Raw genomic sequence first — 26,030 nt, forward strand, 5'->3', positions numbered from 1 at the left:
GCAGCCCAACTGTTCCTCATCTCGTACACGGCCGGCTTCGACCAGAATTCCTCTTGCGTGCAAGGAGAGGGGTGTGGGAAGCCGTTTTCCCCCATTGACATGATCAGAACCGCAGTCCAATGATTGGCTCCCGCCGGCCCCACGAACCGACCCACGCCTCCTGCACCTCGGTCGTCACCCCCCAACCACCGTTCACAGCACGGCAGAAGGGCTGCCCTTGTCGGCAACACGCGCATCGCTCCCCCACCTCCTCCCGCCCGATGCACGCGCTCACGCACTCCTCCCCCCGTTGTCCTTCGGGCAGCAGCGCCTGTGGACCCTGGCCCAGACGGAGGGCACCCGTACCGCGTACAACGAGACGCTGGCGTTCTCCGTCCGGGGGCCGTTGGACAGGACGCTCCTCGCACAGGCTTTGGACATCGTTGTCTCGCGGCACGAGACCCTGCGCACCCGGTTCGTCTCCGTGGGCGGTGACGCCCGCCAGGAGGTCGGCCCCTCGGAGACGGGTTTCTCCCTGACGGTGGAAGACCTCAGCGGCGTCCCCGACCCGGATGCGCGGCTCACCGACCGGCAACGCGAAGAATGCGAGACACCGTTCGACCTGTACCGCGGGCCGCTGGCCCGGGGGCGGCTGATCACCCTGGCGGACTCCCGTCACGCACTCCTGCTGACCCTGCACCACGCCGTCTTCGACGGCAGGTCCATGGAGATCATGCTGTGGGAGCTGAGTGAACTCTACGGGGCCCTCCTGCGGGGCGAGGCGGATCCGCTGCCACCGCTGAAGGCACGGTTCGCCGCTCATTGCCACCGGCAGCGCGAGTGGGTGAACGGCCTCGATGCTGCCGCACAGGCCGAGTTCTGGCGGACGTATCTGGACGGCGCCCCGGAACTGCTCGACCTCCCGGCGGACAGGCCCCGTCCTGCGCGGCGAAGTCACGAGGGCGGGCGCGTCCCGGTGCGACTCGACCCGCAGCTCACGACAGCTCTGCGCGCAGTGGCCCGCAGTCACAGGTGCACTCTGTTCGCCGCTGCTCTCACCGGCTGGCACATCCTGCTGTCCCGGCTCTCCGGGGAGAACGACACCGTCGTGGGCATCCCGGTGGCGGGACGGCGCGGCCCCGAGGTCTCCGAGCTCATCGGTTTCTTCGTCAACTCGCTCGCCCATCGGGTCGACCTGTCCGGGGACCCGACCGGCTCCGAAGCCCTGAGCCGCGTCCGTGCTTCCCTGAGGAGCTCGCTCGACCATCAGGATCTGCCCTTCGAGCGGGTGGTGGAGGCGGTGAACCCGCACCGCAGCCTTTCCCACGGGCCGCTCTTCCAGACGATGCTGGCGTGGGGCACCTCACGCAAGGACCTGCTGAACCTCGCCGGCACCCGGGTCGAACCGCTCGTCATCGGTTTCGCACCCGCGAAGTTCGACTACACCCTGTCCCTGCACGAGGAGGACGGTGGCATCGCCGGGCATCTGGACTACGCGCGCGACCTGTTCGACGACGAGACGGTCCGACGGCATGTCCGCTACCTGTCGCGCGTACTGGAGCAGTTGGCGGCCGACCCCGGACGGGGCGTCGCCGACTTCGTCCTGCTCGACGAGCGGGAACACGGGGAACTGCTGGCGCTGGGTCAGGGGCGGACCACCGCGGCACCGGCCGCCGGCCTGCTCGAGCGCTTCGAGAGGCAGGTCCGGGAGCGGCCGACCGCTCCTGCCGTGGTGGCAGGCGAAACGCGGCTGGACTACGCCACGCTCGACCGGCGCGCCAACCGGCTCGCGCACGCTCTCCTGGCCCGGGGTGTCCGTCCCGGGGACGTCGTCGGACTGCACTGCGGCCGCACGGTGGAGTTGCTGGTGGGGATCTGGGGCATCCTCAAGGCCGGCGCGGCCTACCTTCCGCTGGATCCGGGACAACCGGGGGGCCGGCTGAAGGTGATCGTCGAGGAGGCGACCCCCTCTCTGGTCCTGAGCGACGTCGAGAGCCCTCCCGGCTCCTGGTCACCGCTGAGGCGGGTGGAGGAGGAAGGAGCGCGTGACGACTCCCCCGGTACGACGGTCCTGCCGTCCCATCTCGCATACGTCATCTGCACCTCCGGATCGACCGGGCGCCCCAAGGGAGTGGCAGTCCGCCACAGCAACGTTGTCAATCTGCTGGACAACTGGCTGGGCCACTACGGCGCGATCCCGGGAGAAGCGTCCTCGGGGTGGGCGAGTATCGGCTTCGACGCGTCCGTGCACGAGCTGTTCCTCCCGGTCACCACGGGTGCCGTCCTCCACCTGGTGCCCGAGGACCTGAGAGGCGACCCCCGGCAGCTGATGAGCTGGATGCGCGTGCACGGGATCGTGCACGCCTGGCTGCCGGCGTCCTACATCATCTGGATCGACGAGGACCCCGAGGAACGCCTGCGCGGTCTGGTGCTGCGCCAGGTGGCGACGGGGGCGGAGCCGCTCCCGGAGCCGGCACTGCACCGGATGCGGCAGATCCTGCCGGAACTTCGCATCTGCTACGTCTACGGTCCGACCGAGACCACCGTCTACAGCATCACGTACAACGAGACGCGCGCCCTGGAGCGCAGGTGCCCGATCGGCCGTCCCGTGGACAACACCCGTATCCGTCTGCTGGATCAGCGGCGCCGGCCCGTACCGCCCGGTGTCACCGGCGAGGTGTACATCGGCGGAGCCGGTGTGGCCGACGGGTATCTCAACCGGCCCGACCTGACCGGCGAACGTTTCCTGCCGGATCCACTCGTCCCCGGCGAACGGGTCTACCGCACCGGAGACCTGGCGCGGCTGCTCCCCGACGGCAACTTCGAGTTCGTCGGCCGCGTCGACGACCAGGTAAAGCTCCGCGGATTCCGCATCGAACCCGCAGAGGTGGCGGCAGCCCTGCGGGAGCTGCCCGGCGTCACGGAGGCGGCTGTGCTCGCCGACCGCGACGAGGCCGGTGAGACCGTGCTGGTGGCGGGTGTGGGCCGCGTCGACGGTCCTCCTGTGCCGCCCCACGAATGGCGTGCCGCCCTGTCGGACCGTCTGCCGGACTACATGATCCCGTCGTGGTTCGCCGAGTTTCCCCGGCTGCCGCTCAACCGCAGCGGCAAACTGGACCGTCAGGCCGTGCTGGACCACGCGCGCACGACGCCGCCCGCCCAGGTCAACGTCCAGGCGCCCCGCGACGGTGTAGAGATGTCGCTGTACCGGATCTGGCGCCGGGTGCTCCTGCATCCCGGCATCGGTGTCACCGACGACTTCTTCGCGGTCGGTGGCACCTCACTGTCCGCCATCAAGGTGGCGCACCTGATCCGTGAGCGGTTCGGCCGGGACCTGCCGATCCGTGACGTGCTCGAACATCCCACGATCGAGCGTCTGGCGGCACGCCTGCGCCGGGGGGTGCCGGCAGGAGGCGACGATTCCCTGATCGAGTTCCGTGCGGGCCGCGGCGGAGGGCGTGTGGTGTGCGTCCACCCCGCCGGCGGCACCGCCTTCTGTTACCTGCGGTTGGCCACCGCCCTGCCCGACGGGACCAGGGTCGAGGGCATCCAGGCCCCGGGGCTCAACCCCGGCGAGGAACCGCTGCCGACCGTGGAGGCGATGGCGGAGCACTACCTGACACTCGTACGGCCCGCGCCGGAGGAGACCCTCGTGCTGTGCGGGCTCTCCTACGGCGGTCTGGTCGCGCACGAGATGGGGCGCCGGCTGGCGCGGGCCGGTCACCACCGGCTCGCCGTGGTCCTGCTCGACACGCACGGCACGGACGACGAGGCGAAGAGGGCCGCGTTCGCGCCGGTGGAGGCGGCCGAGTTCCGTGAGAAGCTCGTCCGCTTCAACGGCATGTATCCCGGCATCGACGACGCCCAGATCGACCGGTACTTCCGGATCTACAACCACAACCGCGTCGCTGCCCGCGACTACGTCCCGCGCCGGACGACCGCCCCGTTGCTGCTCGTACAGGCGGAGGCCGAGGGGCAGACCCGTGGGGAAGCAGCCGCGGCCGAAGCCGAGTTGCGCCGTTTCTGGCAGGACCGGGCCCTGGGTGGCTTCCGGGTCGAGCAGGTGGAGGGCGGTCACTGGGATGTACTGGAAGGAGAGCGGGTGCCCCGCATCGCCGAACTGATCACCGACGAACTGGTCCGGCTCGACGGCAGGTTCGCGGGAAACCCGGTGGCGGAGGCATGATGTGTCCTTCCACCGCTTCCGCCGGCCTGGCCCTCGCCGTGTACGAACAGGCCGGGCGCACTCCGCACGCTCCCGCCGTGAGCGACGGGGACCGTGTACTGGACTACGCCGCCCTCGACGCCGAAGCCGCACACGTCGCTGACGCGTTGCGGGCCCGGGGTGTGTGCCCCGCAGACGCCGTCGCCGTGGGCCTGCCCCGGTCGTGGCAGCTGGTCTGCGTCATGCTGGGCGTCCTCCGCCTCGGTGCCCGTGTGGTCCCCCTGGACCTGCAGAGCCCCTCGGACCGCCGTGACCACATCCTCACGGACTCCGGCGCCGTCGTGTTCGTACACAGCCGTGACGCGCCGCACCGCGTCCCCCCGGAGGTCGCGCCCCTGCCCGCCGACGAACTGCTGGGCGCCGGACCACGTACGGCAGCGGACCTGGCGCGGCCACCCGCCGCCGGCCCACCGGTCTCCTTCCTGTTCTACACCTCGGGAACGACGGGCCGTCCCAAGGGCGTCGCGGTGCGCGACGCGGGCATTCTGCGGCTGGCGGAGCCCGGGTACATACGGCTCGACAAGGGTGCTCGCTTCGCCTGTCTCGCCAATCCCGCCTTCGACGCGCTGAGCTTCGAGGTCTGGGTGCCCCTGCTCACCGGCGGTTGCTGCGTCGTCCTGGCCGACTCGGACGTCCAGACGCCGGAACGGCTTGCCGACGTCCTGCTGCGTGAACGCATCGACACCGCCTTCGTGACCACGGCACTGTTCAACGCCGTGGTCGACGCGGTCCCCGGCTGCTTCGCCGGCCTCGGGCAGTTGCTGATCGGCGGCGAACAGCTCAACAGCCGTTCGATCCGGTCCTGGTACCTCCGCAACGCGGGCAGCGGCACACGGTTGTACAACGTCTACGGACCGACGGAGTGCACCACCTTCGCGCTCTGCCACCCCGTCCCGCGTGACTTCGACGCGCAGGTGGTACCGATCGGGCGGACGCTGCCGCAGACCGGCGCCGCCCTCGTGGTACCGGGCACCACCCGCGCGGCCGCACCCGGCGAGGTGGCCGAGCTGCTGCTGTCCGGTGCCGGCCTGGCCACGGGATACCACAACCTGCCGCAGGAGAGCGCGCACAGGTTCGTGTCCCTGCCCGGTCCGGACGGGGCGTCGGCTCTCCACTACCGCACCGGTGATCTGGTACGCCGTAACGCGCGAGGGGACATCGAATACGTCGGGCGCGCCGACCGCCAGGTCAAGGTCCGGGGATTCCGCGTCGAACCCGGCGAGCTGGAGCAGCAGATCCTCACCCACCCTGCCGTGCGCCAGGCCCACGTGTGCACACACCGGGACGGTGACGACGGACCGAACGAGCTGCTTGCCCACGTCGTCGTGGACGACCGGCTGTCCTGGGAGGACTTCGACCGGCATCTGGCGGCCCGGCTGCCGGCCTACATGCGTCCGCACCGTCTCCACCGTGTCGACGAGCTGCCGCTGACCGCCAACGGCAAGGTCGACGAGGGCGCGTTGCTGGCCCGTACGGACCCGCCCTGGCGGCCGGCCGGTGACCACGGGGACGAGGTCACCGGCCCTCTGCAGCGTGAACTCCTGGAAGTGGCCGGCCGGATCCTGGGGCTGGCGGACCTCCGGCCGGGCGACACCTGGATCGCATGTGGCGGCGACTCCCTCAAGGCACTTCGGCTGCGCTTCGAGATACGGCAGCGCTGGGGCTGCGACCTGCCGCAGAGCCTGGTGCTGCGCGACGATCTCGCCGCACTGGCCCGGGCCGTCGAGGCGGCCCGCGGTACCGGGGCCTCTTCGTACCCCGTCGCGTCCGCGGCCGGGGCCCGCTCCGGGCCCGCGACCGGTGAGCAGCAGCGCCTGTGGCTCATTCAGCAGCGGTCGCCACGCTCTCGGGCGTACGACGTCCGGCTGGCCTTCGCCATGAGGGGCGACGTCGACCTCGCGGCCCTGCGCAGGGCGTTGTGCGGACTGGTCGCACGGCATCCCGCGCTGCGCACGGGTTTCGAGGCCTCGGCATCAGGACTCCTGCAGGTGGTGGGTGAACCGTACGACCCGTGGGTGGGGACACCCGGGGTGGGGACACTCGGCACTGCGCAATCGCAGGGGGAACCCGGGACGCAGGACGCCTTCTTCGCGGAGCCGTTCGACCTGTCGCGCCCTCGGATGCTGCGCGTGTGCCGGCAGCCGTCGGACTCGGGCTCCGGCTCCGGCTCCGGCTCGGACTGGACGCTGCTTCTCCACCTGCACCACATCGCCGTCGACGGCTGGTCGGTGAACGTCCTGCTGCACGACCTGTCGGACGCGTACGCCGCAGCCCTCGCCGGGGAACACGACGCCGGGACGCGGCCTGCCGCACTCGTACCCACGCCGCTCGACTTCGCCGTCTGGCAGGACGACTGGCAGGCCGGCCCGGTCTACGCCGCACAGCGCACCGAACTGCTGGCCCACTACGCCGAGTCGGTCGGTCCGACGCAGACGGGGCCGTCGCGGTCGGCCTCCCGTGTGACGGGCCTCCCCGGTGCCGGGCTGCTGCACACCTCGCTGGACGTGGTCCGCCGCGCTGCCCTCGATCGGCTCTGCGGCGAACTGGGTCTGACCCGTTTCCAGTTGCTGCTCGGCGTCTACGCATGGGCGCTGTACGGGGTCACCGGTCACGCTCACCTCCGGATGGCGGCGCCGGTTGCCAACCGCCCGGTGCGGGAGTTCGAGCACAGCGTCGGCATGTTCGCCAACACCGTGCTGCTCCCCATGAGCGTGTCGCCCCGGGAGGAACTGCGCGCACAGCTGCTGCGGCTGGGCAGGAGCACCCGGGCGGTACTGGAGCGGCAGGACGTCGCGCTGGCCGACGTCCTGCACGGACAGCTGCCGAGAACCGGGGCGGGCCCTGCGTTCGACTTCCTTTTCGTGCTGGAGAACACGGACTTCGAGGCACTGAGTCTGCCGGGCTGCCAGGCCTCTCCCCTGTGGCCGACGGCCGCCGAGGCCAAATGCCCCATGACGCTCTCGGTGGTCGAGCGGCCCGACGGCCTGGCATGTCTGTGGGAGTACGCGCGGGCGGACTTCTCCGACGGGCAGGCCGCCGCGGCGGCCGATCTGTTCCGCCAAGGGCTCGATGCCCTCCTCGAGGGGAGGTCCGCCGCCCCTGCCGACCTGGCCGCCGTCCACCGCGACTGCCTGCCCGAGCCCGGACGCGGCGAGTCGCGTGCCCTGGTCTGGAGCACGATCGCGGAGGGGTTCGCCCTCCAGGTCGCGGGAACGCCCTCCGCTCCGGCCCTGATGACCGCCGAGGGGCCGGTCGACTACCGCACGCTGGACGCCTGGGCGTCGGCGCTCGCCGCCGACCTGCTCGCGGCGGGCCCCCTGCCCGGAGAGGGACGGCCGTGCCATGTGGCCCTGTTCCTGGAGCCGTCCGTCGAGCACGTGGTGGCGCTGCTGGCCCTGGCCCGTCTGAACCTGACCGCTGTACCGCTGGACCCGTCGTACCCGCCCCCGTTGCTGCGGCAGATCCTGGAGCAGACCGATCCCCTGTGCGTCCTGCTCCCCGCAGGCGACCGGTCGGCGTTCGATGCCATCGGTCCCGGGGATGTGCCGCGCCGCACGGTGACCCTGTCCGACGCTGCCGCCCCGCCCGTTCCCGCCCATGAGGGTGCACGGCCGCTGTACACGCTCTTCACCTCGGGATCGACCGGTGTCCCCAAGGGTGTGCGGGTGTACGACCGCACCCTGTGCAACCTGCTCCAGTGGCAGCAGGGGCCGGGGGGCCTCGGTGGCCCGGCGGTGACGCAGCAGTTCTCGATGCTGTCGTTCGACGTCTCGTTCCAGGAGATCTTCAGCACCCTGTGCACCGGTGGCTGTCTGCATCTCGTACGGTCCGGCTGGCGTCAGGACGTTCCCGCGCTGCTGGACCAGTTGGACACGGCCGGCATCGAGCGCCTCTTCCTGCCGTTCGTGGCGCTGCAGTTGCTCGCCGAGCACGCCGTGCACCTGGGCCGCTTTCCGTCCCGGCTCCGGGAGGTGGTGACCGCCGGGGAGCAGCTGGTCTGCACCGATGCCGTGCGCCGCTGGTTCGCCGGCATGCCCGGCTCCCGGCTGTTCAACCACTACGGACCGACCGAGACGCACGTCGTCAGCAGCCTGTGTCTGGAGGGCGACCCGTCCCGCTGGCCGGACCGGCCCGCCATCGGCGCCCCGGTCGCCAACGCGGTCCTGTGCGTCGTCGATCAGGCCGGACATCCCGTACCGCCGGACCGTCCGGGCGATTTGCTCATCGGCGGGGTGGTGGACACCCCCTGCTATCTGGGCGACACCGGCCTGAACGAGGAAAGGTTCACCCACCTTCCCGGCAGGAGCGGCCTGTTCTATCGCAGCGGCGACCGCGCCCGGTTCGACCGGGACGGCCTGCTGCACTTTCTGGGGCGCGCCGACGACCAGGTCAAGCTGAGCGGCCACCGTCTCGAGCTCGGCCAGGTGGAAGCAGCCCTGCTGCGTCATCCCGCGGTCGTCGGGGCCGTCGTGGCCGTGGACGGCCCCGGCCTGGTGGCGTGTCTGCAGTGCAGGGGGGCCGCGCCCGCGCCGGCCGTCCTGCGGGAGCATCTGCGCGGGCTGCTGCCCCCGCACGTGCGCGTCGACCGGTTCCGGCTGCTCGCGGACCTGCCACGCACCCCGAGCGGCAAGCTCGACCGGGAGGCCGCCCTGCGCGCTCCCGCGCCGGAGCCGGTCGCCGGCGTTGCCGTCACCGCGACGCCGTCCGGGCGGGAGGCCGAACTGGCCGCCGCCTTCGAGGAGGCGACCGGGTCGGCCATCGGGCTTGATCAGACGTACTTCGAGGCGGGCGCCTCCAGCCTCGACCTCATGCGTTTCCACGTGCGCTGCACGACCACCCTCGGTCTTCGTTTCACCGTCGCCGACCTCTTCGAACACGTCACCCTCCGACAGCTGACCCGCGCACTCGGCAAGGAAGGGGAAGGGGAGAACGGCACGGAAGGAGAGGGAGGGAGCGCATCGGAGCCGGCCGACGCGCCGTACCCGGGCACCCATGGAGACGGCACAGCCGGCGAGCACATCGCCGTCGTCGGGATGGCCGTACGGGCACCGGGAGCCCCGGACCTGGCCGCCTTCTGGGAGTTGACCACCTCGGGGCGCAGCGGCATCGAGCACTTCGAAGCGCCCGAGGGCATGGTCGGTGCCCGAAGCCAGATGGACGGACTTCTCGCGTTCGACCCCGGCCGCTTCGGAATCGGCCGCCAGGAGGCGCGGCTGATGGACCCTCAGCAGCGACACCTGTTGATGGGCTGCGTCGAGGCGCTCGCCCACGCGGGCATCGCCGACCCCGGTGCCGTGCGCATCGGTCTGGTCGCCGGCGCGGGCGAGAACACCTACTTCCAGACCATGCTGCGTGAAACCGGTCCCGCGGGGCTTCCCGACGGCTTCCAGCTGGCCCTTCACCACGACAAGGACTTCCTCGCCACCAAGGCGGCCTACCACCTCGGGCTGACCGGCCCTGCGCTCACCGCCCAGACGGCATGTTCGAGTTCGCTGGTGGCCGTGCACCTCGCGGCGGGCATGCTGCGGCAGGGCGACGCCGACGTGATGCTGGCGGGCGGCGTCCTGGTCGACACGACGTTGTCCCAGGGCTACCGCTACCGCCCCCAGCACATCTTCTCCGCCGACGGCCACTGCCGGCCCTTCAGCGACGACGCCGACGGTACCGTCGGGGCCAGCGGTGCCGGTGTGCTCGTCCTCAAACCGCTCAGCCGGGCCCGGCGGGACGGCGACACCGTGTACGCAGTGCTCACCGGGTCCGCGGTGAACAACGACGGTGCGGACAAGCTGAGTTACAGCGCGCCCTCGCTCTCCGGTCAGCGTGCGGCCGTCCGTACCGCGCTGCGCCGCAGCGGCCGTCCCGGCTCGGACGTCGCCTACGTGGAGGCTCACGGCACCGGTACACGTCTCGGCGACCCGGTGGAGGCGGACGCCCTGCGCCAGGCACTCGACGTGACGGAGCCGGGCACCTGCGCCCTCACCTCGGTCAAGAGCCAGATCGGTCACCTGGGCGCGGCGGCCGGGGCGGTGGGGCTGGTCCGGGCCGTGCTCGCCGTCCACCACGGTGTCATACCGCCCACTCCCGGGTTCCGTGCGCTCAACCCGGCGATCGGCCCCGATTCGACACCGTTCTACGTGCCCACGAAGGCCGCCCCCTGGCCCGCGGACAGGGAACGGGACCGGGTGGCCGGCGTGAGCAGCTTCGGCATCGGCGGCACGAACGCCCACGTGGTGCTGGAGGCGGGTACCACGGCGGGGCCACGGGGCACCGCGGACCGCGGCTTCGCGAACGACGGTGCTCTCCCGCTGGTCGTCCTCTCCGCCGCGGGAAGGACCCCACTGCGGTCGGACGCCGCGCGGATCGCGGACTACCTCGAGCGCAGGCCCGACGCCTACGGCCAGGTGCTGCGTCATCTCCAGGCGGGCAGGACGCACGGACGCCTGCGCATCGCCGCCGTCTGCGCGGGCCCGCAGGACGCCGTCGCCTGGCTTCGGGCGGCAGCCGTGGCGGAGCCGGCCGCGGCGGACCCGGCCGCGGCCGACCGGGTCGTGGCCGTGGAGGGCCGGTCCGCATCGGATCTCGCCGCGGCATGGCTTGCCGGCCAGACCCTCGGGTGGCCGGGAGGATCGGCTCAGGCGCCGTGGGACTTCCCGCCGCCGTCGTTCGACCTGGCCGATTACCACTTCGACCAGGCGGCGGGTGCGCACCGGCCCGAAGCCGTGCGCTCCGCAATCCTCCCGGCGCACGTGCCGGAGCGCCTTCCTGAGACGAAGTGGCTGCACCAGCCGCAGTGGGCCCGCCTGCGCCGGGCGGTCGCCGCCGCCCCCGGCGGCGACCGCGCGCGTGTGCTGGTGGTCGTTGCCGACGGTCCGGTGGACAGCGCCCTGGTGGACACCCTGGCTGCCGGCCGCCGCCGTGTGGTGTGGGTGGAGGCGTCCGGGAGCGCAGCCCGGACGGGAACCGACCGTTTCACGGCCGATCCCGCCGACCCGGCCCATCTGCGGTACGTCCTGGACGCTCTCGCCGAGGACGGCAGGGACCGCGAAGACGGCGGGGACGGCCCTTCCGGCATCGACTGGCTGCACACGCTGCCGCTCACGGTCGAGGGCCCCGTCCGCGCGGCGAGTCTCGACCTCGCCGGCTGGGCCTGCCTGGACACACCCGCGGCATTGGTCCAGGCGCTGTCCGGCAGCCCGCAGGGGGCGCTGGTCAGACCGTGGTGGCTGTCCCGCGGAGCCCGGCCGGTCAACGGCGGGGTCGGCAGGCCGGAAGCCGCCCTGCTCGCCGGAGTCACCGAAGTCGCTCCTCAGGAGGGCGCCCCGCAGGGCCGTTGGATCGATCTTCCCGACTCGGACGGCTGGGCACCACGGCTGGCCGCCTTGCTGGCCGAACCGGACGCGGACGGTCTCCCCCGGCAGTTGGCCCTGCGTCAGGGCTACTGGTGGGAGCAGGTGACCCTTCCGGTCGCCGCGGCCGGCGAACCCCTCCTCCCGTGGCTCTCCGCGTACGACGGCGACCATCTGGTCCTGGGCGGCACCGGCGGCCTGGGCACCGGCATCGCCCAGTGGCTGCTCACGCACACCGGCGGACGCGTCCTGTTGCTGTCCCGCCGACCGCGGCTTCCCGGGGCCCTGTCGTCCTGGGCGGAGCGCGTGGAGCTGGTCGAGGCCGATCTTGCGACCGAATCGCCCGAGCGCATCGCCGAACGCATCACCTCCCGCACCAGGGGGCTGGCCTCCGTCGTCCACGCGGCCGGCGTCCCCGCGGGCGGCCTCATGGCACGACGCGACGCCGTCGGCATGAGGCGGGCCCTGGCCCCGAAACTACGGGGAGCCCTCCTCATGGAGCAGCTCATCGAAGAGTACCGCCCCGCCCTCGCCGTCTACTGCTCGTCCATGTCCGCGCACCTGGGTGGTGTGGGCCAGCTCGACTACGCCGCCGGCAACGCGCTCCTCGACGCCTTCGCCCACCACGACGGGCAGGGAGAGAGTGCCACCGCCCGTCTCACGCTCGGCTGGGACGTGTGGCGGGAGACCGGGATGGCGGTACGGACGCTGCCGGGCGACGCGCGGCACCGGGCCCACCTCGCTGTGGGCCTGACCGTCGAGGAAGGGCAACGAGTCCTCGCACGCGCGCTCGACCTCGGGCTGCCGCACCTGCTCGTGTCCACCACTGACCTGGAGGCGTCACGCGGTTTCTACGCCGGTGACCGGATGCCGGCTGTCGCCACGCCCGTACCTGCAAACGGCCCTGCGGCGGACACGAAGAGCTCGACGTGGGAGGTGGTGGCCGCACAGCTGCGCTCATGGCTGGGAGTCGAGCGGCTCGACCCGGACATCCCGCTGTACGACCTGGGGGCCGATTCCCTGACCCTCCTCGGCGTGATCGAGATCGTCGAGAGGCACTCCGGCATCGAACTCGATCTCGCCTCCCTCAGTCATCGGGTCAGCCTCGCCGAGATCATGCAGCGGCTGGACGAGGCCGGGACGAAGGCAAAGCGGGCGCACGACGCGCAGGAGGTGCCGCTCGAGGTGTGGCAGGAGGGCACCGGCCGTGACCTCGTGTGCCTGGTGCATCCGGTCGGCGGGGACATCCAGGCCTACCGGTCCCTGGTCTCGGCGCTCGACCCGCGGTCGACGGTCGCCCTGATCGCCGATCCGGGCCTGCGGCGCCCGGACCGCCCCGGGTGGACGATCACCGAAAGGGCGCACCGTTATCACACGGCTGTGCACGCACGCTTCCCCGGCACCGTGTGGCGATGGCATCTGGCGGGCTGGTCCTTCGGGGCCTGGGTGGCTGCCGGCATGGCGGCCCGGGCGGAGTCGGACGGCCGCCCGGCCCGGTCGCTGCATCTGCTGGACCCGCCGTCGCCCGGCAGCGGCCAGGCGTTCCAGGAGTACGACGACACACAGCTCAAAACGGTGTTCGCCGCCGAACTCGGGCTCGGCGGCGACGGCGCAGGGGGCGGGGGCCAGGCGCACACCCACGCGGAGCGCCTCACCCGCTGCTGCCGGGACAACCTGCTGAGCATGGCCGCGCACCGGCTGCCCCGGATCAGCGCCACCCCTACCCGGCTCTGGCTCGCCCGGGACTCCGTCGAGGGTCTGCCCCCGCTCGGCCCTCCCGCGGAGCGGCACGCCCTGTGGCGCCCCCATCTGCCGGACCGGTCGGACTGGGCAGTGCTCGGCACGACGCACTACGGCGCGGTCCGCCCGCCGCACTCGACGGCCGTGGCACAGGGCATCAACACGGCCGTCGCACAGGCCCCGACAACCACCCATCGGGGCACGCCCGCCCGTCCGACGCCCTGACCGGCAGGACCCGCACCACCGAGGAGAACGCGATGGAGCCCTACGAACTCGATGCTCTCGAAGCCGTCACCACCAGGCGGCCGAGGTCCTACGAACACATCTTTGTGACCTCCCTGACGCCCGTCATCGGCGCCGAGGTCGCCGGCGTGGACCTCTCCCGGCTCACCGACGCCCAGGTGGCCGAGATCAGAACGGCTTTCCTCGACCACCACGTACTGGTCTTCCGCGACCAGGAGATCACCACGGAGGACCACAAGCGCTTCGCCGGCCACTTCGGCGAACTGCGGCCGGTCAATCCACCGCCGCCCGAGGGCGACCCCTACGTACTGGAGATCAGGACCAGCGCGGCCGCGGGCAACGTCGCCGGCAACGCCTGGCACGCCGACGGCACGGCCGACCTCGAGCCGTCCCTCGGCTCGATGCTGTACATCACCGACACCCCCGAGGGCGGCAGCGGGGGCGACACGCTGTTCGCCAACATGCATCTGGCCTACGAGATGCTGTCACCCGCGATGCGCGGCTTCCTGGACGGCCTGACCGCCGTCCACGACGGCGCGCAGAGCTTCCGCGGCTACACCGTGCCACCCCACTACGAGATCCCGGTGAACGAACACCCTCTGGTGGTGCGGCACCCCGAAACCGGCCGGCCGGTCCTCTATGTCAACCAGGCCTACACCTCCCGTGTCCCGCAGCTCTCCGCCGACGAGAGCGAGGCGCTGCTCGAGATGCTCTTCGCCCTCGTCGCACAGCGCCCGCTGCTGACCTGCCGGGTCCGCTGGGCCCCCGGCACGCTCGTCTTCTGGGACAACCGCTGTGTACAGCACCACGCCACCTACGACTACTACCCGCACACCCGCTACGGTCGCCGGGTCGCGATCAACGGCGGCCCGCTGAAGAGCTGACCGGCCGCCGACACGACACACCCGGCCTCTTCGGGCCGAGCGCTCCACGCCGCCGCGGCCGGCCCGGCTCGTCCTTCACCCCTTGCGCGCCAGGAAGGCCGACAGGCCCGACAGGAGCCGGTCGACGTCCTCGCTGTCGGTGTAGGGGGCCAGTCCGATACGGAGCCCGCCCGTGTCATTGAGGCCGAGGCGGCGGGAGGCCTCCAGCGCGTAGAAACTGCCGGAGGGTGCGTGGACGCCGCGGTCGGCCAGGAAGCGGTAGGCGTCCACGGTGCTGTGGCCGTCGAGGGTGACGAGCAGGGTCGGGGTGCGCCGGGCCGCGCGGGACCGGACGGTGACCTGTTCGAAGGCCGCCAGTCCTTCCTCGAGCCGGTCGCGCATCGTGCCCTCGTGTTCCTCGATCATCTCGAACGCCGAGGCGAGCCGTTCGCGGCGGCTGCCGGTCCGGTGCGCGGCCAGTCCGGCCAGGAAGTCGACGGCCGCACGGGTGCCCGCGAGGAACTCGTAGGGCAGCGTGCCGAGCTCGAAGCGCTCGGGAACCCCGTCCGTGGAGGGAAGCAGTTTGTCGGGGCGCAACGTTTCGAGGAGTTCGGGCCGGGCTGCCAGGACGCCGTGGTGGGGGCCGAGGAACTTGTACGGGGAGCAGACGAAGAAGTCCGCGCCGAGCGTCTCGACGTCGGTGAGGGCGTGGGCGGCGTAGTGCACTCCGTCGACGTACAGCAGTGCGCCCGCCTCGTGCACGATCCGCGCGATCTCGCCGACCGGAGGGATCGTGCCGAGGAGGTTCGAGGCCCCGGTGACCGCCACCAGCCGGGTGCGTTCACTGAGCACGGCCCGGATGTCGTCGCCGGTCAGTTCACCGGTGGCCGGGTCGAAGTCCGCCCAGCGGACGGTGCAGCCGGCCCGCTCGGCCGCCTGTACCCAGGGCCGGATGTTGGCGTCGTGGTCCAGCCGTGTGACGACCACCTCGTCGCCCGGTGACCAGGTTCCGGCCAGGGTGCGGGAGAAGTCGTAGGTGAGCTGGGTGGCGCTGCGGCCGAAGACGATGCCCGCCGGGTCGGCGCCCAGGAGATCGGCCATGGCGCGGCGGGTTTCGACGACGAGGGTCTCGGCGTTGCGCTCGCCGGGCAGACCGTCGCCCCGGATCGAGAGGGGCTGGGACAGCGCGGCGCTGATCGCCTCGATGACCGGCAGCGGCATCTGGGTGCCGCCGGGGCCGTCGAAGTGGGCGGTGCCGGTGGCCAGCGCGGGAACCTGGGCGCGCAGGGCGGTGAGGTCGTACGTCATGTGGGGCTTTCTGTCGGTGCGGCCTGGGAGGGGGTGCGGTGGCCGGCGTGCCGGCGTGCCGGTCAGGGGTGCGAGCCGTCGGTCAGCGGTTCCCGCGGCGGGTCGGAGAGCTGCTCGCGCAGATAGTTCCAGACGACGGCGATCAGCGCGGCGACCGGTACGGCGAGCAGGCTGCCGACGATGCCGACCAGACTCCCGCCCAGCGTCACCGCCAGCAGGACGACCGCCGCGTGCAGTCCGAGGCCGCGGCTCTGGATCATGGGCTGGAACACGTTGCCCTCGAGCTGCTGCACCCCGACGATGACGGCCAGCACGATCAGCGCGTCCACCAGGCCGTTGGACACGAGCGCGATCAGCACCGCCACCAGACCGGCGAACAGGGCACCGACGATGGGCACGAAAGCCGACACGAAGGTCAGCACCGCCAGCGGGAGCACCAGCGGTACGCCCAGGATCCACAGGCCCAGGCCGATGAGCACGGCGTCGATCAGGCCGACGAGCGCCTGGGACCGGACGAACGATTCCAGGGTGTTCCAGCACCGCGTGGCCACGACCGGGACGTCGGTGGCGAGCCGGCCGGGGAGCTGCCGGCCGAGCCACGGCAGAAAGCGCGGGCCGTCCTTGAGGAAGAAGAACATCAGGAAGAGCGCCAGCACGGCTGTGACCACACCGTTGAAGACGGTGCTCACTCCCGTGGCGACCGTGGAGACGATGGTTCCGGCGCTGTCCTGGACGCGGGCGGTCGCGGTGTCGAAGGCACCGGCGATCCGCTCCTCCCCGATGTTCAGCGGCGGCCCGGCAGCCCACTCGCGCAGCCGCTGGATGCCTTCCACCACTCCGTCGGCCAGTTGTCCGGACTGCGACGTCACGGGTACCGCGATCAGCGCGACGGTACCCGTGGCCACCAGCAGGAACAACACGGTCACCAGTGACGCGGCAAGCGCCGGGGCGAGGCCGCGCCGGCGCAGGAAGCGGGTCGGGGGCCAGGTGAGCGTGGTGAGAAGGAGACCGACTATCAGGGGCCAGACGATCGGCCACATCCGGCCCAGGACCCACAGAACCACCGCGACGGCCACCAGGACCAGCAGCAGCTCACCGGAGATGCGCGCGGACGTGCGCAGCGCGGCGCGGGTTTTTCCCGCATTCAACGTGGCAGACATGGAGGCACCTTATGGGGCCCGCCGGTCACGGACCTCGCCGCGTCGTGTCCGTCACCGGCGGTGGCGGCGCGGGGCCCGCACGCCGCCACCGGCACGGTGTGCACCGCGCAGGAACGATCAGCTGAAGGGGTCCAGGGTGAGTCGGGCCTGGCGCGGGTCGCCGTCGTGGACGAGCGACTCGTGGTTGCCCACGTCGTCGAAGGCGAAGGCGTAGGCCTTCCCGTCGGCCATCTGTGCGTGGATGGCGCGGGCGTAGTGGTTGGTGACGGCGTCCTGGTAGAAGCCTGCCGCACCGGAGTCGGGCTGGTGGGGGTTGGTCAGGAGTGTGGAGCGGTGGAATCCGGCGCACAGGGTGCGTGAAATGGGGCCGCGCACCTGGTCGTTCGGCGCGTCGAGCCGCCTGTGACAGCCGAAGACGGAGGAGGCGTCCGGCTTCTGGAAGCTGGTGACGACGGCGCCCGCGCTGTCGGTGAAGTTCATGACGTCACCGAGGACCCGTCCGTGGTAGGTGACGTCGGGCTGGTGGGCGAAGGGCGTGACCGTCAGGGTCGAGGCGGTGTACTTCTGCCAGACGCGGTTGACGTAGTCGTCGATGACCGATGCCGGCAGGGCGCCGGTTTCCACTCCGTACAGCGGGGACAGTGCGCGTAGCACGGTGCCGTCGGACCTGGTCTGGATCAGGCCGGCCCAGCCTCCGGACTGTCCTCTGAGTGCGTCGAGAACTGCGGTGTAGCCACCGGACCTGAGCCGGCCGGCGCCCGCCGTGCTGCCGTCGGCGCGCTGCACTCCGACCGAGTAGGGCGCGGAGAACATGTCGACCTGCGTGCTGTTGAGCCACAGGCCCGAGTCGTTGAGGGTGTACTCCGACCAGTTGAACAGGATGTCCCGGTTGGGGTCGGCGGGGTTCTGCACGGCGGGCTGCACCAGGCCACCGGTGGTCAGCCTGAACACGAGCTTCCGGCCGTACGAGAAGTAGATGCGTCCGGAGAACTTCGGCATGCGGATGGTCGTGGACTGTCCGGCGGCCGGGCCCGGTATCGACGCGTCGGGCGCGGGGGCGGGCGGGTTGCCGCCTGCGGGCCAGGGGTGGAACGTGCCGTTCGCGTCGGCCCAGCCCTGGCGGCCGGTCGACAGCTGGGTGCCGAGGTTGTAGACGTACACCTGCTCGCCACGGCCCGAGTGGTTGGTGATCTGCAGGGGGATGGTGTCCGGGACGGCGGCGTGGGCGGCCGAGGGGGGTGCCGTGGCGAGCAGTGAGCCGCCGAGCAGCATGAGGGTGGTCGACATCACGGCCAGGGCCCGGTGTCCGAGTGTGCGCAGCATGCTCCGTCTCCGTTCGACTGCGGTCGATGCGGGGTGGGGGGGGTGAGAGCGCTCTCAGCCTGCCGCCCTGGTATGGACCTGTCAACGGGTGGGACGGGGCGGGTCCGGCCCGGGTGCGCGGCGTCGTCGCGCACCGCGCCGCCCCGGCCCGGGCCCGTGTGCACTACAGTCTCTCGGCCGGGAGTGACGCGTAGAGGTCGGCGAGGCTGGCCACAGTGGGATGATCGGCGGGAAACACGAGGCCGTCCACCCGGGTCACGGGGTGGACCCCGAGGGTGGAGTTGGTGACGAACACGGCATCGCACCCGGCCAGTTCGGACAGGGTGAGGCGGGCGGCCGTCCCGGCCCCGGCGCGGCGCAGGAGTGCGCGGGCGGTGCCCGCGAGGGCCGGTCCCGCCGGTCAGACCACCCGGTCGTCACGGACGACGCCGATGTTCCAGGTACTGCCCTCCAGCAGCGCCGAGTCGCCGTCCGTGAACAGCACGTCGTCGTAACCGGACCTCCGGGCCTCGCGCCGCAGCCGCAGAGCGCCGAACAGACCGATGTCCTTCACCTCGGGCAGATCCCGCAGGTGGACGGCGGAGCGCACCCGCAGCGGCTCCGCCCTGGTCGCGGGCGTGGGCCTGACGGTCACCAGAACCTGCGGGACCGCGTCCTCGGACATGTTGGCGAGGCCGAGGAGCGGATCGAAGACGGTGATCCGCACGGCGCACCGGCCGGCCGCCGAAGCCGCACGGCGCGCCCAGGTACGAACCCGTCCCAGGTCGAGTGGCACGTCGAAGAGGAGGCGGCAGTCGCGGTCCAGCCGCTCGAGGTGCAGCTCCAGTCCGCGGACCCTGCCGTCCTCGATCGCATGGTGGTGAAGTGACCGTAGTTGGTCAGGGCCAAGGCCCGCAGAACCTCCGGGCCGGCGGGTGAGCCGTTCAGTTCCGTCACCTCGGCGGAGCACGCGCCCCGCCCCCGAAGCGGCGCACTCCGGCCGGCGGACACGTGACTCACTTGATGAAATCCTCGACGACCTTCGGCGGCCAGGTGCCGACCTTGAGCACGCCCATGGAGTAGGAGCGGGACACCAGGGCAGCACGGTTGGGCACCTTGAGCTTACGGAGCAGACCGGACACGTGGTACTCCACTCCCTGGCGGCTGAGGTGGAGGCGGGAAGCGAGTGGCACGGTGGAGACACCCGCGGCTATGCCTTCGAGGATGCGCGCGTCGACCTCGCTGAGAAGCTTCTTGCGAGGCACCACGACCTCGGAGTCCGCGCTCTCGCCGTCCGCCGCGGGCAGCATCACCAGGATCCCGGCGACGTCCGGGATGTGGCCGCCGCGCACCGCCATCGCGGTCAGCGGAAGCGTGTGGGCGGTGTCCTGGCCCAGGGTGATGACCTCGGTGGCGAACCGGTTCCGCTTGCCCTCCAGCATGCGCGAGAACTGTCGCATCAGGGGCTGCTGGACGCTGGGGTGCACCAGATCGCAGAAGGGCCGGCCGCAAAGCTCCTCCACCGGGTTGCCGAACCGGCGGCCGAACTCCTGGTTGGCCTGCTGGATGGTCAGGGTGAGGTCCAGGCACGCCACGGAGGCGTGGGGTCGGTCTGCTGCGGAGGCCGCGCCGTCCAGCGGCCCCTCGGTCCCGTCGGCGGTGTGCGGACGGTCCATGACGAGGTCGTGGGGGGAAAGCGTCAAGGAACTCAGGCCCTTCTACGTCGTACATCAAAGGGAAAAGAAGAACACGGCCGCCTTTCGGATCGACACGGAAGCCCGATCCCAATGAAAGGCCGTGGCCGCGTTCGGCATTGATTCGGAGATTACGGAGACGACTGTCCGCGGTCAATGAGAGAACAGGGGCGGTCCGCCAACACTGTGGTCGCCCCTTCGGCAGGTACGGTCCCGCACCGAAGGGGTTCGGTCTTCGGTGGTTCGGTGCGCCCGCGGCCGCCCCGGGCGGGCACACCGCCCGTACTGGACGAAAAACCCCGCCGCGACAACCCTGAGCCGTGGAGTCATGACAGAAGGAAGGTGTTTCGGCCCGCCGGAAGCGGCCGGGCCCGCTCCGGTCGGCCGGGCGCCCCGGGGACGGTGTCACAGCCACACCCCGGACCCCGGACCCGGAAACACCCGGGCACGGCACTCGAATTCCGCGGACCGTGCCCGGGTGTTCGTGATCGGCTCATTCCCCCTGGTTCGGAGGGAATTCACACGCTGGAAATCAGGGCGATCAGTTCTCGCCGGCCGGAGATCCCGAGTTTCCGGTAGGAATGGGTGAGGTGCTTCTCCACGGCCCGGGAGCTGACCCCCATGGCCTCGGCGATCTCCTGGTTCGTCAGACCTCTGCAGGCGAACGCGGCCACCCTGCGTTCGGTGCGGGTGAGCACAGCCTCCGGGTAGGCGGTGACGCCTGCGGGGACCCCACTGCCGACGGCGGCCCGTTCGGCGAGCCACGGTGCGCCGCACGCGGTGGCGAGTGTCGTGGCCTCGCGGGCCAGGGCACTCGACTCCGCTCCCCCGCCCAGCCGTTCGGCGAGCGCCAGCAGGGCGCGGGCGAGTTCCAGCTGGTTGGCGGATCCGCGCAGCACGGCGACCGCCTGACGCAGCAGAGCCGTTCCCCGGCCGCCCTCCTCCAGGCGGCCCAGCAGGCGCAGCGCGCGGCCGACACCCACCGGCGCTCCCCACTGCTGAGCCCTGGCGTGTTCCTCCTCGGCCAGGGCGCGCGCCGCGCGGAGGTCTCCGAGGCGGCGATGAACACCGATGGCCCAGGGACGCCAGGGGAACAGCACCGGGTTCTGCCAGCCGGCGGCATCGAGGCGGCGCCCGCAGGAGCGCAGGGAGCCCAGTGCTCCGGTGAGATCACCCGTCGACACGGCGCCGGCGGCCTCCAGCAGACGCAGCATCGCGGTGACGGTCAGGCCCTGCGGGCGGATGTGTTCGGCACGTCGCAGCACGCGTCGGGCCGGGAGAGGGTCACGCGTCTCCAGCGCCACCATCGCGTGCGCGAGGGTGGCGACCGTGCCGAGGCTGTGCCGGTCGGCCTCGGTCATACCGAGGGCGGTCTCGGACTGCTCACGGGCCTGGGCGAGCCGGCCGCGGCCGATGTGGATCAGGGCCCGCTCGATGTGCACCAGCGCGTCGGCCGGCGCCGTGTGGTGTTCCCGGGCCCGGTACTCGACGGCCAGCCAGGAGTCGAGGGCTTCCACGGAGTCGGCGGCGATCATGGTGATGACCACCAGGGGAAGGGTGGACTGGACGCGGGCGAAGGTCGCCGGCTCGCGGTCGAGGACGCGTTCGGCACAGCGGACCACGTCCGCGGCCGGCAGGCTGCTGCCGAAAGTGGCGGCGACGAGCAGGGCGATCGTCAGTTCCCGCTCGCCTCCGGTCTCCAGCGGTGGCTCGGAGCCGAGCTGCCGCAATCGTTTGGCGGCGGCGGCGAGTTCGTAGGGATCCTCGTAGGCGCAGTGGCGCAGCCGGGCTTCCAGGCGCAGGGCGAGGTCCCGGTCGGTTCCGGTGAGTGCGGTGGCCGGTCCGAGCCCTTGCGCGGCCTGGCGCAGCAGGTCGACGACGCCGGAGGGAGCGGGCCCCAGGGGGGTGGGTGAGATGCGCAGCACCGCAGCGGCCCGGTCACGGGCCTCGGGCAGCAGGGCTGTCGCCTGCGCGATGTGCCGTTCACAGGCCACGGGGTCGAAGGCACGTTCGGCGCTGCCGAGTTCGACGAGCAGGCGGGCGCGGTCAAGGCCCTGGGCGGCGCTGTCGAGAAGGGCACGACGCAGGTAACGGGCCGCGACGTCCGGGGCTCCGCGGCGCAGGGCCGTGTCGGCGGCGGACCGCAGGACGTCCACGGTCCAGGGCTGGTGACGGGTGACGACGGCCATGAGCTGTGCCGCGACCTGTTCGGCGGACCGTCCGGAGGCGTAGAGGAGGGCGGCGGCGGCGTCGTGGAGCTGTTCACGCCGGACCATGGTCAGAGTCGACTCGGCGGCGTCCCGCACCACACGGTGGACGAAGCGCGGCCCGCGGTCCGCGGCGACGAGCCCGAGGGCTATGAGCGTTCGCAGCGCGGCCGTGTAGCCGACGGAGTCGAGGCGTGCCAGGCCGGCGGCGTTGTCGGGGTCGACGTGATCGCCGAGTACCGCAATGGCGGCAGCGAGGTCACGGACCGGTGGGGCCTGGGTGCGCAGGATGCTGGCGAGCCGCTCCCGCAGCTGGGAGGGGCGCAGCGACCGTGCCTGGTCGGCGTGCTCGGCGAGCGGCCGCAAGCCGGAGTGCTCCATGCCGAGCAGGATGGACATCAGGAACAGGGGGTTTCCGACGGCGGTCTCGTGACAGGCCTGGACAAAGGTGTCGTCACCGGGCTCGCCGAACCGTTCGTGGACCAGCTCGCGGGTGGCGTCGAGGCTGAGGGAAGCGGGCCGCAGGGACTGGGTGGCGGCCTCCCTGACTTCCCGTACCAGGGTGTGGTGGGTGCGGGGGTCTCCGTCACGCAGGGCGCACACGACGACGGCGCGCAGGCCGTGCAGCCGTTTGGCCAGGTAGGTCAGCCAGCGCAGGGAGGGGACGTCGGACCACTGGAGGTCGTCGACGAGGACGAGGAGCCTGCCGTCGGCGCTGACGTTGGCCAGGAGGGACAGCAGACCGTGCAGGACCGCCTCGCTGGCCGCGGCGGCCTGGTCCGCACCGGGCGAGTCGCTGTCGTCGGCGAAGACGTGGCGGGCGAAGGAGGCGTGGGCGTCCATCCAGCGGCCGCCGGCGTCCTCGGGCGAGGCGGACAGCAGGCCCTCGAAGAGCTGTCGCACGACTCCGAAGGCGAAGTCCTGCTCCATGGGCGCCGCGTTGGCACGCAGCACCCGGACGTCGTCGTGGCCCTCGGCCAGCGCGGGCAAGGACTGCAGCAGGGCCGATCGCCCGATGCCGAGCGGGCCGGTGACCATGATCAGGGAGGATCTGCCCCGGCCGGCGGCGACCAGCGCCGCCTCGACCAGGGACGTTTCGGTGGTGCGCTCCAGCAGCATGTGGTCAGTCGTCCTCCGTACCTTGGCCAAGGATGCGCAGTCCGTCGCGTCCTCGGATGCGCAGCTTGCGGTAGACACTGCTCAGGCGCAGTTCCACGGTGCGGGTGGTCACCGACAGCGCAGCGGCTATCTCCCGGTTGGCGAGGCCTCGGGCGGCGAGCGCGGCAGCGGCCTGTTCCCCCGGTGAGAGGGTCCGCCATGCGGACGGCAGGGCGCCGGTGCGGGCTCTCGTGGGCCGGGGCGACGGCAGGGGTGGCGGCACCGCGACGCCGTGGGCACCGGCGGATCCCGTGCCGACGCCGGTCGTGTCACCTGTCAGGGGGACGACGGCCCTCGCACGGTCGCGTTCGCCGCTCCCGGCGGGGAGCGGTGCCACGGCCGCATACGGGTGGGCGCCCGGGCCCTGGGAGCGTCCGGAAGCCCCGACAGCCGACCGGAGCGGCTGGACGCGGCCCTCATCGCTGATCGTGGCGAGGCAGAGCCGGGCCGCGCCGATGGAGCCCGGCGCACCCCAGCGCTCTGCGAGTTCGAGTTCCTCCTGCGCCAGTCTCCGGGCCTGCGCCGCGTCGCCGAGGGCGTGGGCGGCCTCGGCGGCCCGGGAGCGCCAGGGCAGGACGGCCGGGTTGGCGCAGCCGTACTGCAGGAGCCAGCGCCCGCAGGCCCGGAAGAGGGCACGGGCCCGGTGGGGGTCGCCGTCCGCGTTGGCCAGCAGGCCACGTGCGAACAGCAACTGGGCACCGTTCAGGGACTCTTCGGCGGGGGGCGGCACGGGGTGGTCGGCGGCGGCACGCGCCCGGTCCAGGTGGCCGTTGGCCAGGTCGGTGATGACGCCGAGCGCCGTCCAGTACGGGTGGGACAGCGGGTGTCTGCTGTCCGGTGGCAGTTCGAGGTCGGCGGCGGCCAGGTCGCGGGCGGCGGAATCGGGACGGTCGTGCCGCAGGTGCAGTTCGGCGCGGAGGGCGAGCACCCGGCCGACCGCCACGGAGTTGCGTTCGCGGTGGGCCTCGGCCAGAAGGGCGCACAGGTGGTTCTCGGCCTCCTCCCCGTCCTCGGTGAGAAGGAGCGTGCGGCAGGCCAGCAGACGGGGCACGGTGAGCGGGGGCCGGCCGAAGGGGCCGGGGGCCAGGGCGGCACGGGCCAGCCTGCGGGCCTCCCCCCGATCGTCTCCCCGCACGGCGGCCTCCCATGCGTGCACGCCGTTCACGGCGGGGTTCCGTGAAGTACGGGGCAGTTCCGGCACGGGCGGGACGGCGATCTCGGCGGGCGTCCGGTGGAGCGGCTGCGCCACCCGGAGCAGGGCCGTCAGCTCCTCGTGGTGCGCTGCCGCCGTCTCCGCCGCCCGGTGGTCGGCGGGCGGTGTGCCCCGCCTGTCGCCGGACCTGCTGTCGGCGAGGGCGCCGGCGAGGGCGCGCCGGGCGGTGTCCGTGTCACCGCTGAGGAGGAACAGGTCGCCGGCACGGGAGCGGAAGGCGGCGGCCGCCTCTCCGGGCTCCCGGAGGATGCCCGTGATACGGCGCCCGGCGGCGACGGGCGCGATCACCAGCTCTGTGCCGGCCAGTTGGAGCAGGACACCCAGGCGGTCCTGTGCGGACAGCGGTTCGTCCAGGGCGCGGGAGAGATAGGCGGCGGCACGGTCGTGTCGGCCGGCGCGGAGAGCGGCGGCGGCGGCACGGCACAGCGTCTCCGCCGCCCACGGAGCGCCGACCGGACGGGCCGGCAGCAGCAGATCGCCGATGCCCTGGTCGTCGGCGGCCGCCCGGTGGGCCAGCTCGGCGGCACGTGCGTGCAGGTCCGCACGCTCGGCGGCGGTCATCTCCTCGATGATCCGGGCCCGCACGACCGGGCCCCTCACCCGGATCCGGCCGTCACGCACGACGACGAGACCGCTGTCCAGCAGAGCGGCACGCAGACGGCCCTCGGACACTGCGCCCGGTCCTGCCAGGGCCAGTACCAGCGGGAAATCGAGGAGTTCGTCACAGACCGCGAGGGCCCGCAGGACGCCGAGGGCGACGGGGTCGCGCAGACCGCCGAGCGCCGAAGCGGCGTGCTCGCCGATCACGTCGGCCGCGATGGCACGGACGTGGTCCACGTGGTCCGCGTCCGGGGTGTGCCCCGCCCGGGTGAAGCGGTGCAGGGTGTCGCGTACGGCGGCGGGGTTGCCTCCGGTCGCGTCGGCGAGGGCGTCGAGGAAGGATCGGTCGCCGAGGGTGCCGCAGACGGTCCGCACGGCGCTGTCCGTCCCGGCGCGGGTGAGGCCGGACAGAGGCAGTTCGACGGTGGTGGTCGAGCCGGTGAGCGGGCTGCCCGCGCACCAGTCGAGGCCGATGTCCGCCGTGCGGATACTGCTGGTGATCAAGGCCAGCGGCGCGCGGGGCAACCGGCGTACCAGAGCCTCCAGCCAGCGCAGCGAGTCGGAGTCGAGCCGGTGGACGTCCTCCACCGTCAGGAGGATGGGCCGGTCACGGGCCACGGTCAGCAGACGGGTGAGCCCCGGGAACCGGCCGGGCCGGCCCTGATCGAGGAAGAGGTGGGGCAGATGGCCGGCGAAGCTCTCGTGGCCCGCCAGGAGTTGGCTGACCGCGCCGTAGCGCAGATCCTGTTCGGCGGGGGTCGCGCGGGCGGTGAGGACACGAAGTCCCTGCTCGGCGGCGTGCCGGGCCGCCCATCGCAGCAGTTCGTTCTGTCCCGCGCCGGGTTCGCCCGTCACCGTGACCACGGCCGGCCGGCCCGCCCGTAGTTCCCCGGTCACGGCGGACAGCACGGCCTGCTCGCGGTCACGCTCCAGGAAAAGGAGCTCGGCGATCGGCATGGCGTGATCGTACGGACGCCGGCACGCTTCCCGGC

General features: G+C 72.2%; 11 protein-coding genes. 3 read left to right on the plus strand and 8 right to left on the minus strand.

Going from position 1 to position 26,030, the window contains the following annotated elements; translation table 11 throughout:
* The first annotated feature begins 289 nt into the window (after positions 1 to 289).
* From TU30_RS26345 to TU30_RS26355, 3 genes are read left to right on the plus strand one after another with little or no spacing between them, the layout of a single operon-like run.
* On the plus strand, positions 290 to 4,165 hold the full coding sequence (locus TU30_RS26345) for a non-ribosomal peptide synthetase (protein WP_042174429.1): 3,876 nt from the start codon (positions 290 to 292) through the stop codon (positions 4,163 to 4,165).
* Positions 4,162 to 13,515 carry a non-ribosomal peptide synthetase gene (locus tag TU30_RS26350; RefSeq protein WP_042174430.1) on the plus strand — a complete coding sequence of 3,118 codons (9,354 nt, stop codon included), beginning with the start codon at positions 4,162 to 4,164 and terminating at the stop codon, positions 13,513 to 13,515. The genes TU30_RS26345 and TU30_RS26350 overlap by 4 nt, the downstream gene beginning before the upstream one ends.
* A 32-nt stretch (positions 13,516 to 13,547) precedes the next feature.
* On the plus strand, positions 13,548 to 14,417 hold the full coding sequence (locus tag TU30_RS26355; RefSeq protein WP_042174431.1) for a TauD/TfdA family dioxygenase: 870 nt from the start codon (positions 13,548 to 13,550) through the stop codon (positions 14,415 to 14,417).
* A 75-nt stretch (positions 14,418 to 14,492) separates the two neighbouring features.
* On the opposite strand, the gene TU30_RS26360 is transcribed toward TU30_RS26355, so the two are convergent.
* The 8 genes from TU30_RS26360 to TU30_RS26390 all read right to left on the minus strand — a co-directional run bounded on the left by TU30_RS26360 (position 14,493) and on the right by TU30_RS26390 (position 25,995).
* Positions 14,493 to 15,704, minus strand: coding sequence for a cysteine desulfurase-like protein (locus TU30_RS26360; RefSeq protein WP_042174433.1), 1,212 nt, complete (start codon positions 15,702 to 15,704; stop codon positions 14,493 to 14,495).
* Positions 15,705 to 15,766: 62 nt separating this feature from the next.
* Positions 15,767 to 16,864 carry an AI-2E family transporter gene (locus TU30_RS26365; protein ID WP_042174434.1) on the minus strand — a complete coding sequence of 366 codons (1,098 nt, stop codon included), beginning with the start codon at positions 16,862 to 16,864 and terminating at the stop codon, positions 15,767 to 15,769.
* A gap of 117 nt (positions 16,865 to 16,981) precedes the next feature.
* Complete coding sequence (locus TU30_RS26370) at positions 16,982 to 18,187, minus strand: glycoside hydrolase family 64 protein (protein ID WP_042174436.1); 1,206 nt, start codon at positions 18,185 to 18,187, stop codon at positions 16,982 to 16,984.
* A 163-nt stretch (positions 18,188 to 18,350) separates the two neighbouring features.
* Positions 18,351 to 18,482: a hypothetical protein gene (locus TU30_RS38080; protein ID WP_267889354.1), complete on the minus strand. Its 132-nt coding sequence runs from the start codon at positions 18,480 to 18,482 to the stop codon at positions 18,351 to 18,353.
* A gap of 105 nt (positions 18,483 to 18,587) precedes the next feature.
* Positions 18,588 to 19,271, minus strand: coding sequence for an aminotransferase class IV (locus tag TU30_RS26375; protein ID WP_370626713.1), 684 nt, complete (start codon positions 19,269 to 19,271; stop codon positions 18,588 to 18,590).
* On the minus strand, positions 19,183 to 19,869 hold the full coding sequence (locus tag TU30_RS26380; RefSeq protein WP_234307994.1) for a PAS domain-containing protein: 687 nt from the start codon (positions 19,867 to 19,869) through the stop codon (positions 19,183 to 19,185). Before TU30_RS26380 ends, TU30_RS26375 begins: the two co-directional genes overlap by 89 nt.
* A gap of 509 nt (positions 19,870 to 20,378) precedes the next feature.
* Entirely contained in the window at positions 20,379 to 23,186 is a 2,808-nt protein-coding gene (locus tag TU30_RS26385) for a LuxR family transcriptional regulator (RefSeq protein ID WP_042174438.1), read from the minus strand.
* A gap of 4 nt (positions 23,187 to 23,190) precedes the next feature.
* Positions 23,191 to 25,995, minus strand: coding sequence for an AAA family ATPase (locus TU30_RS26390; protein WP_042174440.1), 2,805 nt, complete (start codon positions 25,993 to 25,995; stop codon positions 23,191 to 23,193).
* Between the last annotated feature and the right edge of the window lie 35 nt (positions 25,996 to 26,030).

The sequence above is a fragment of the Streptomyces sp. NBRC 110035 genome (genome assembly GCF_000829695.1).
Taxonomy (GTDB): domain Bacteria; phylum Actinomycetota; class Actinomycetes; order Streptomycetales; family Streptomycetaceae; genus Streptomyces.

Bases quoted from the DNA above. Each gene is read 5' to 3' on its own strand.
- TU30_RS26355 (WP_042174431.1), top strand. From the start codon at position 13,548: ATGGAGCCCTACGAACTCGATGCTCTCGAAGCCGTCACCACCAGGCGG.
- TU30_RS26360 (WP_042174433.1), bottom strand. From the start codon at position 15,704: ATGACGTACGACCTCACCGCCCTGCGCGCCCAGGTTCCCGCGCTGGCC.
- TU30_RS26390 (WP_042174440.1), bottom strand. From the start codon at position 25,995: ATGCCGATCGCCGAGCTCCTTTTCCTGGAGCGTGACCGCGAGCAGGCC.
- TU30_RS26365 (WP_042174434.1), bottom strand. From the start codon at position 16,864: ATGTCTGCCACGTTGAATGCGGGAAAAACCCGCGCCGCGCTGCGCACG.
- TU30_RS26370 (WP_042174436.1), bottom strand. From the start codon at position 18,187: ATGCTGCGCACACTCGGACACCGGGCCCTGGCCGTGATGTCGACCACC.
- TU30_RS26385 (WP_042174438.1), bottom strand. From the start codon at position 23,186: ATGCTGCTGGAGCGCACCACCGAAACGTCCCTGGTCGAGGCGGCGCTG.
- TU30_RS26350 (WP_042174430.1), top strand. From the start codon at position 4,162: ATGATGTGTCCTTCCACCGCTTCCGCCGGCCTGGCCCTCGCCGTGTAC.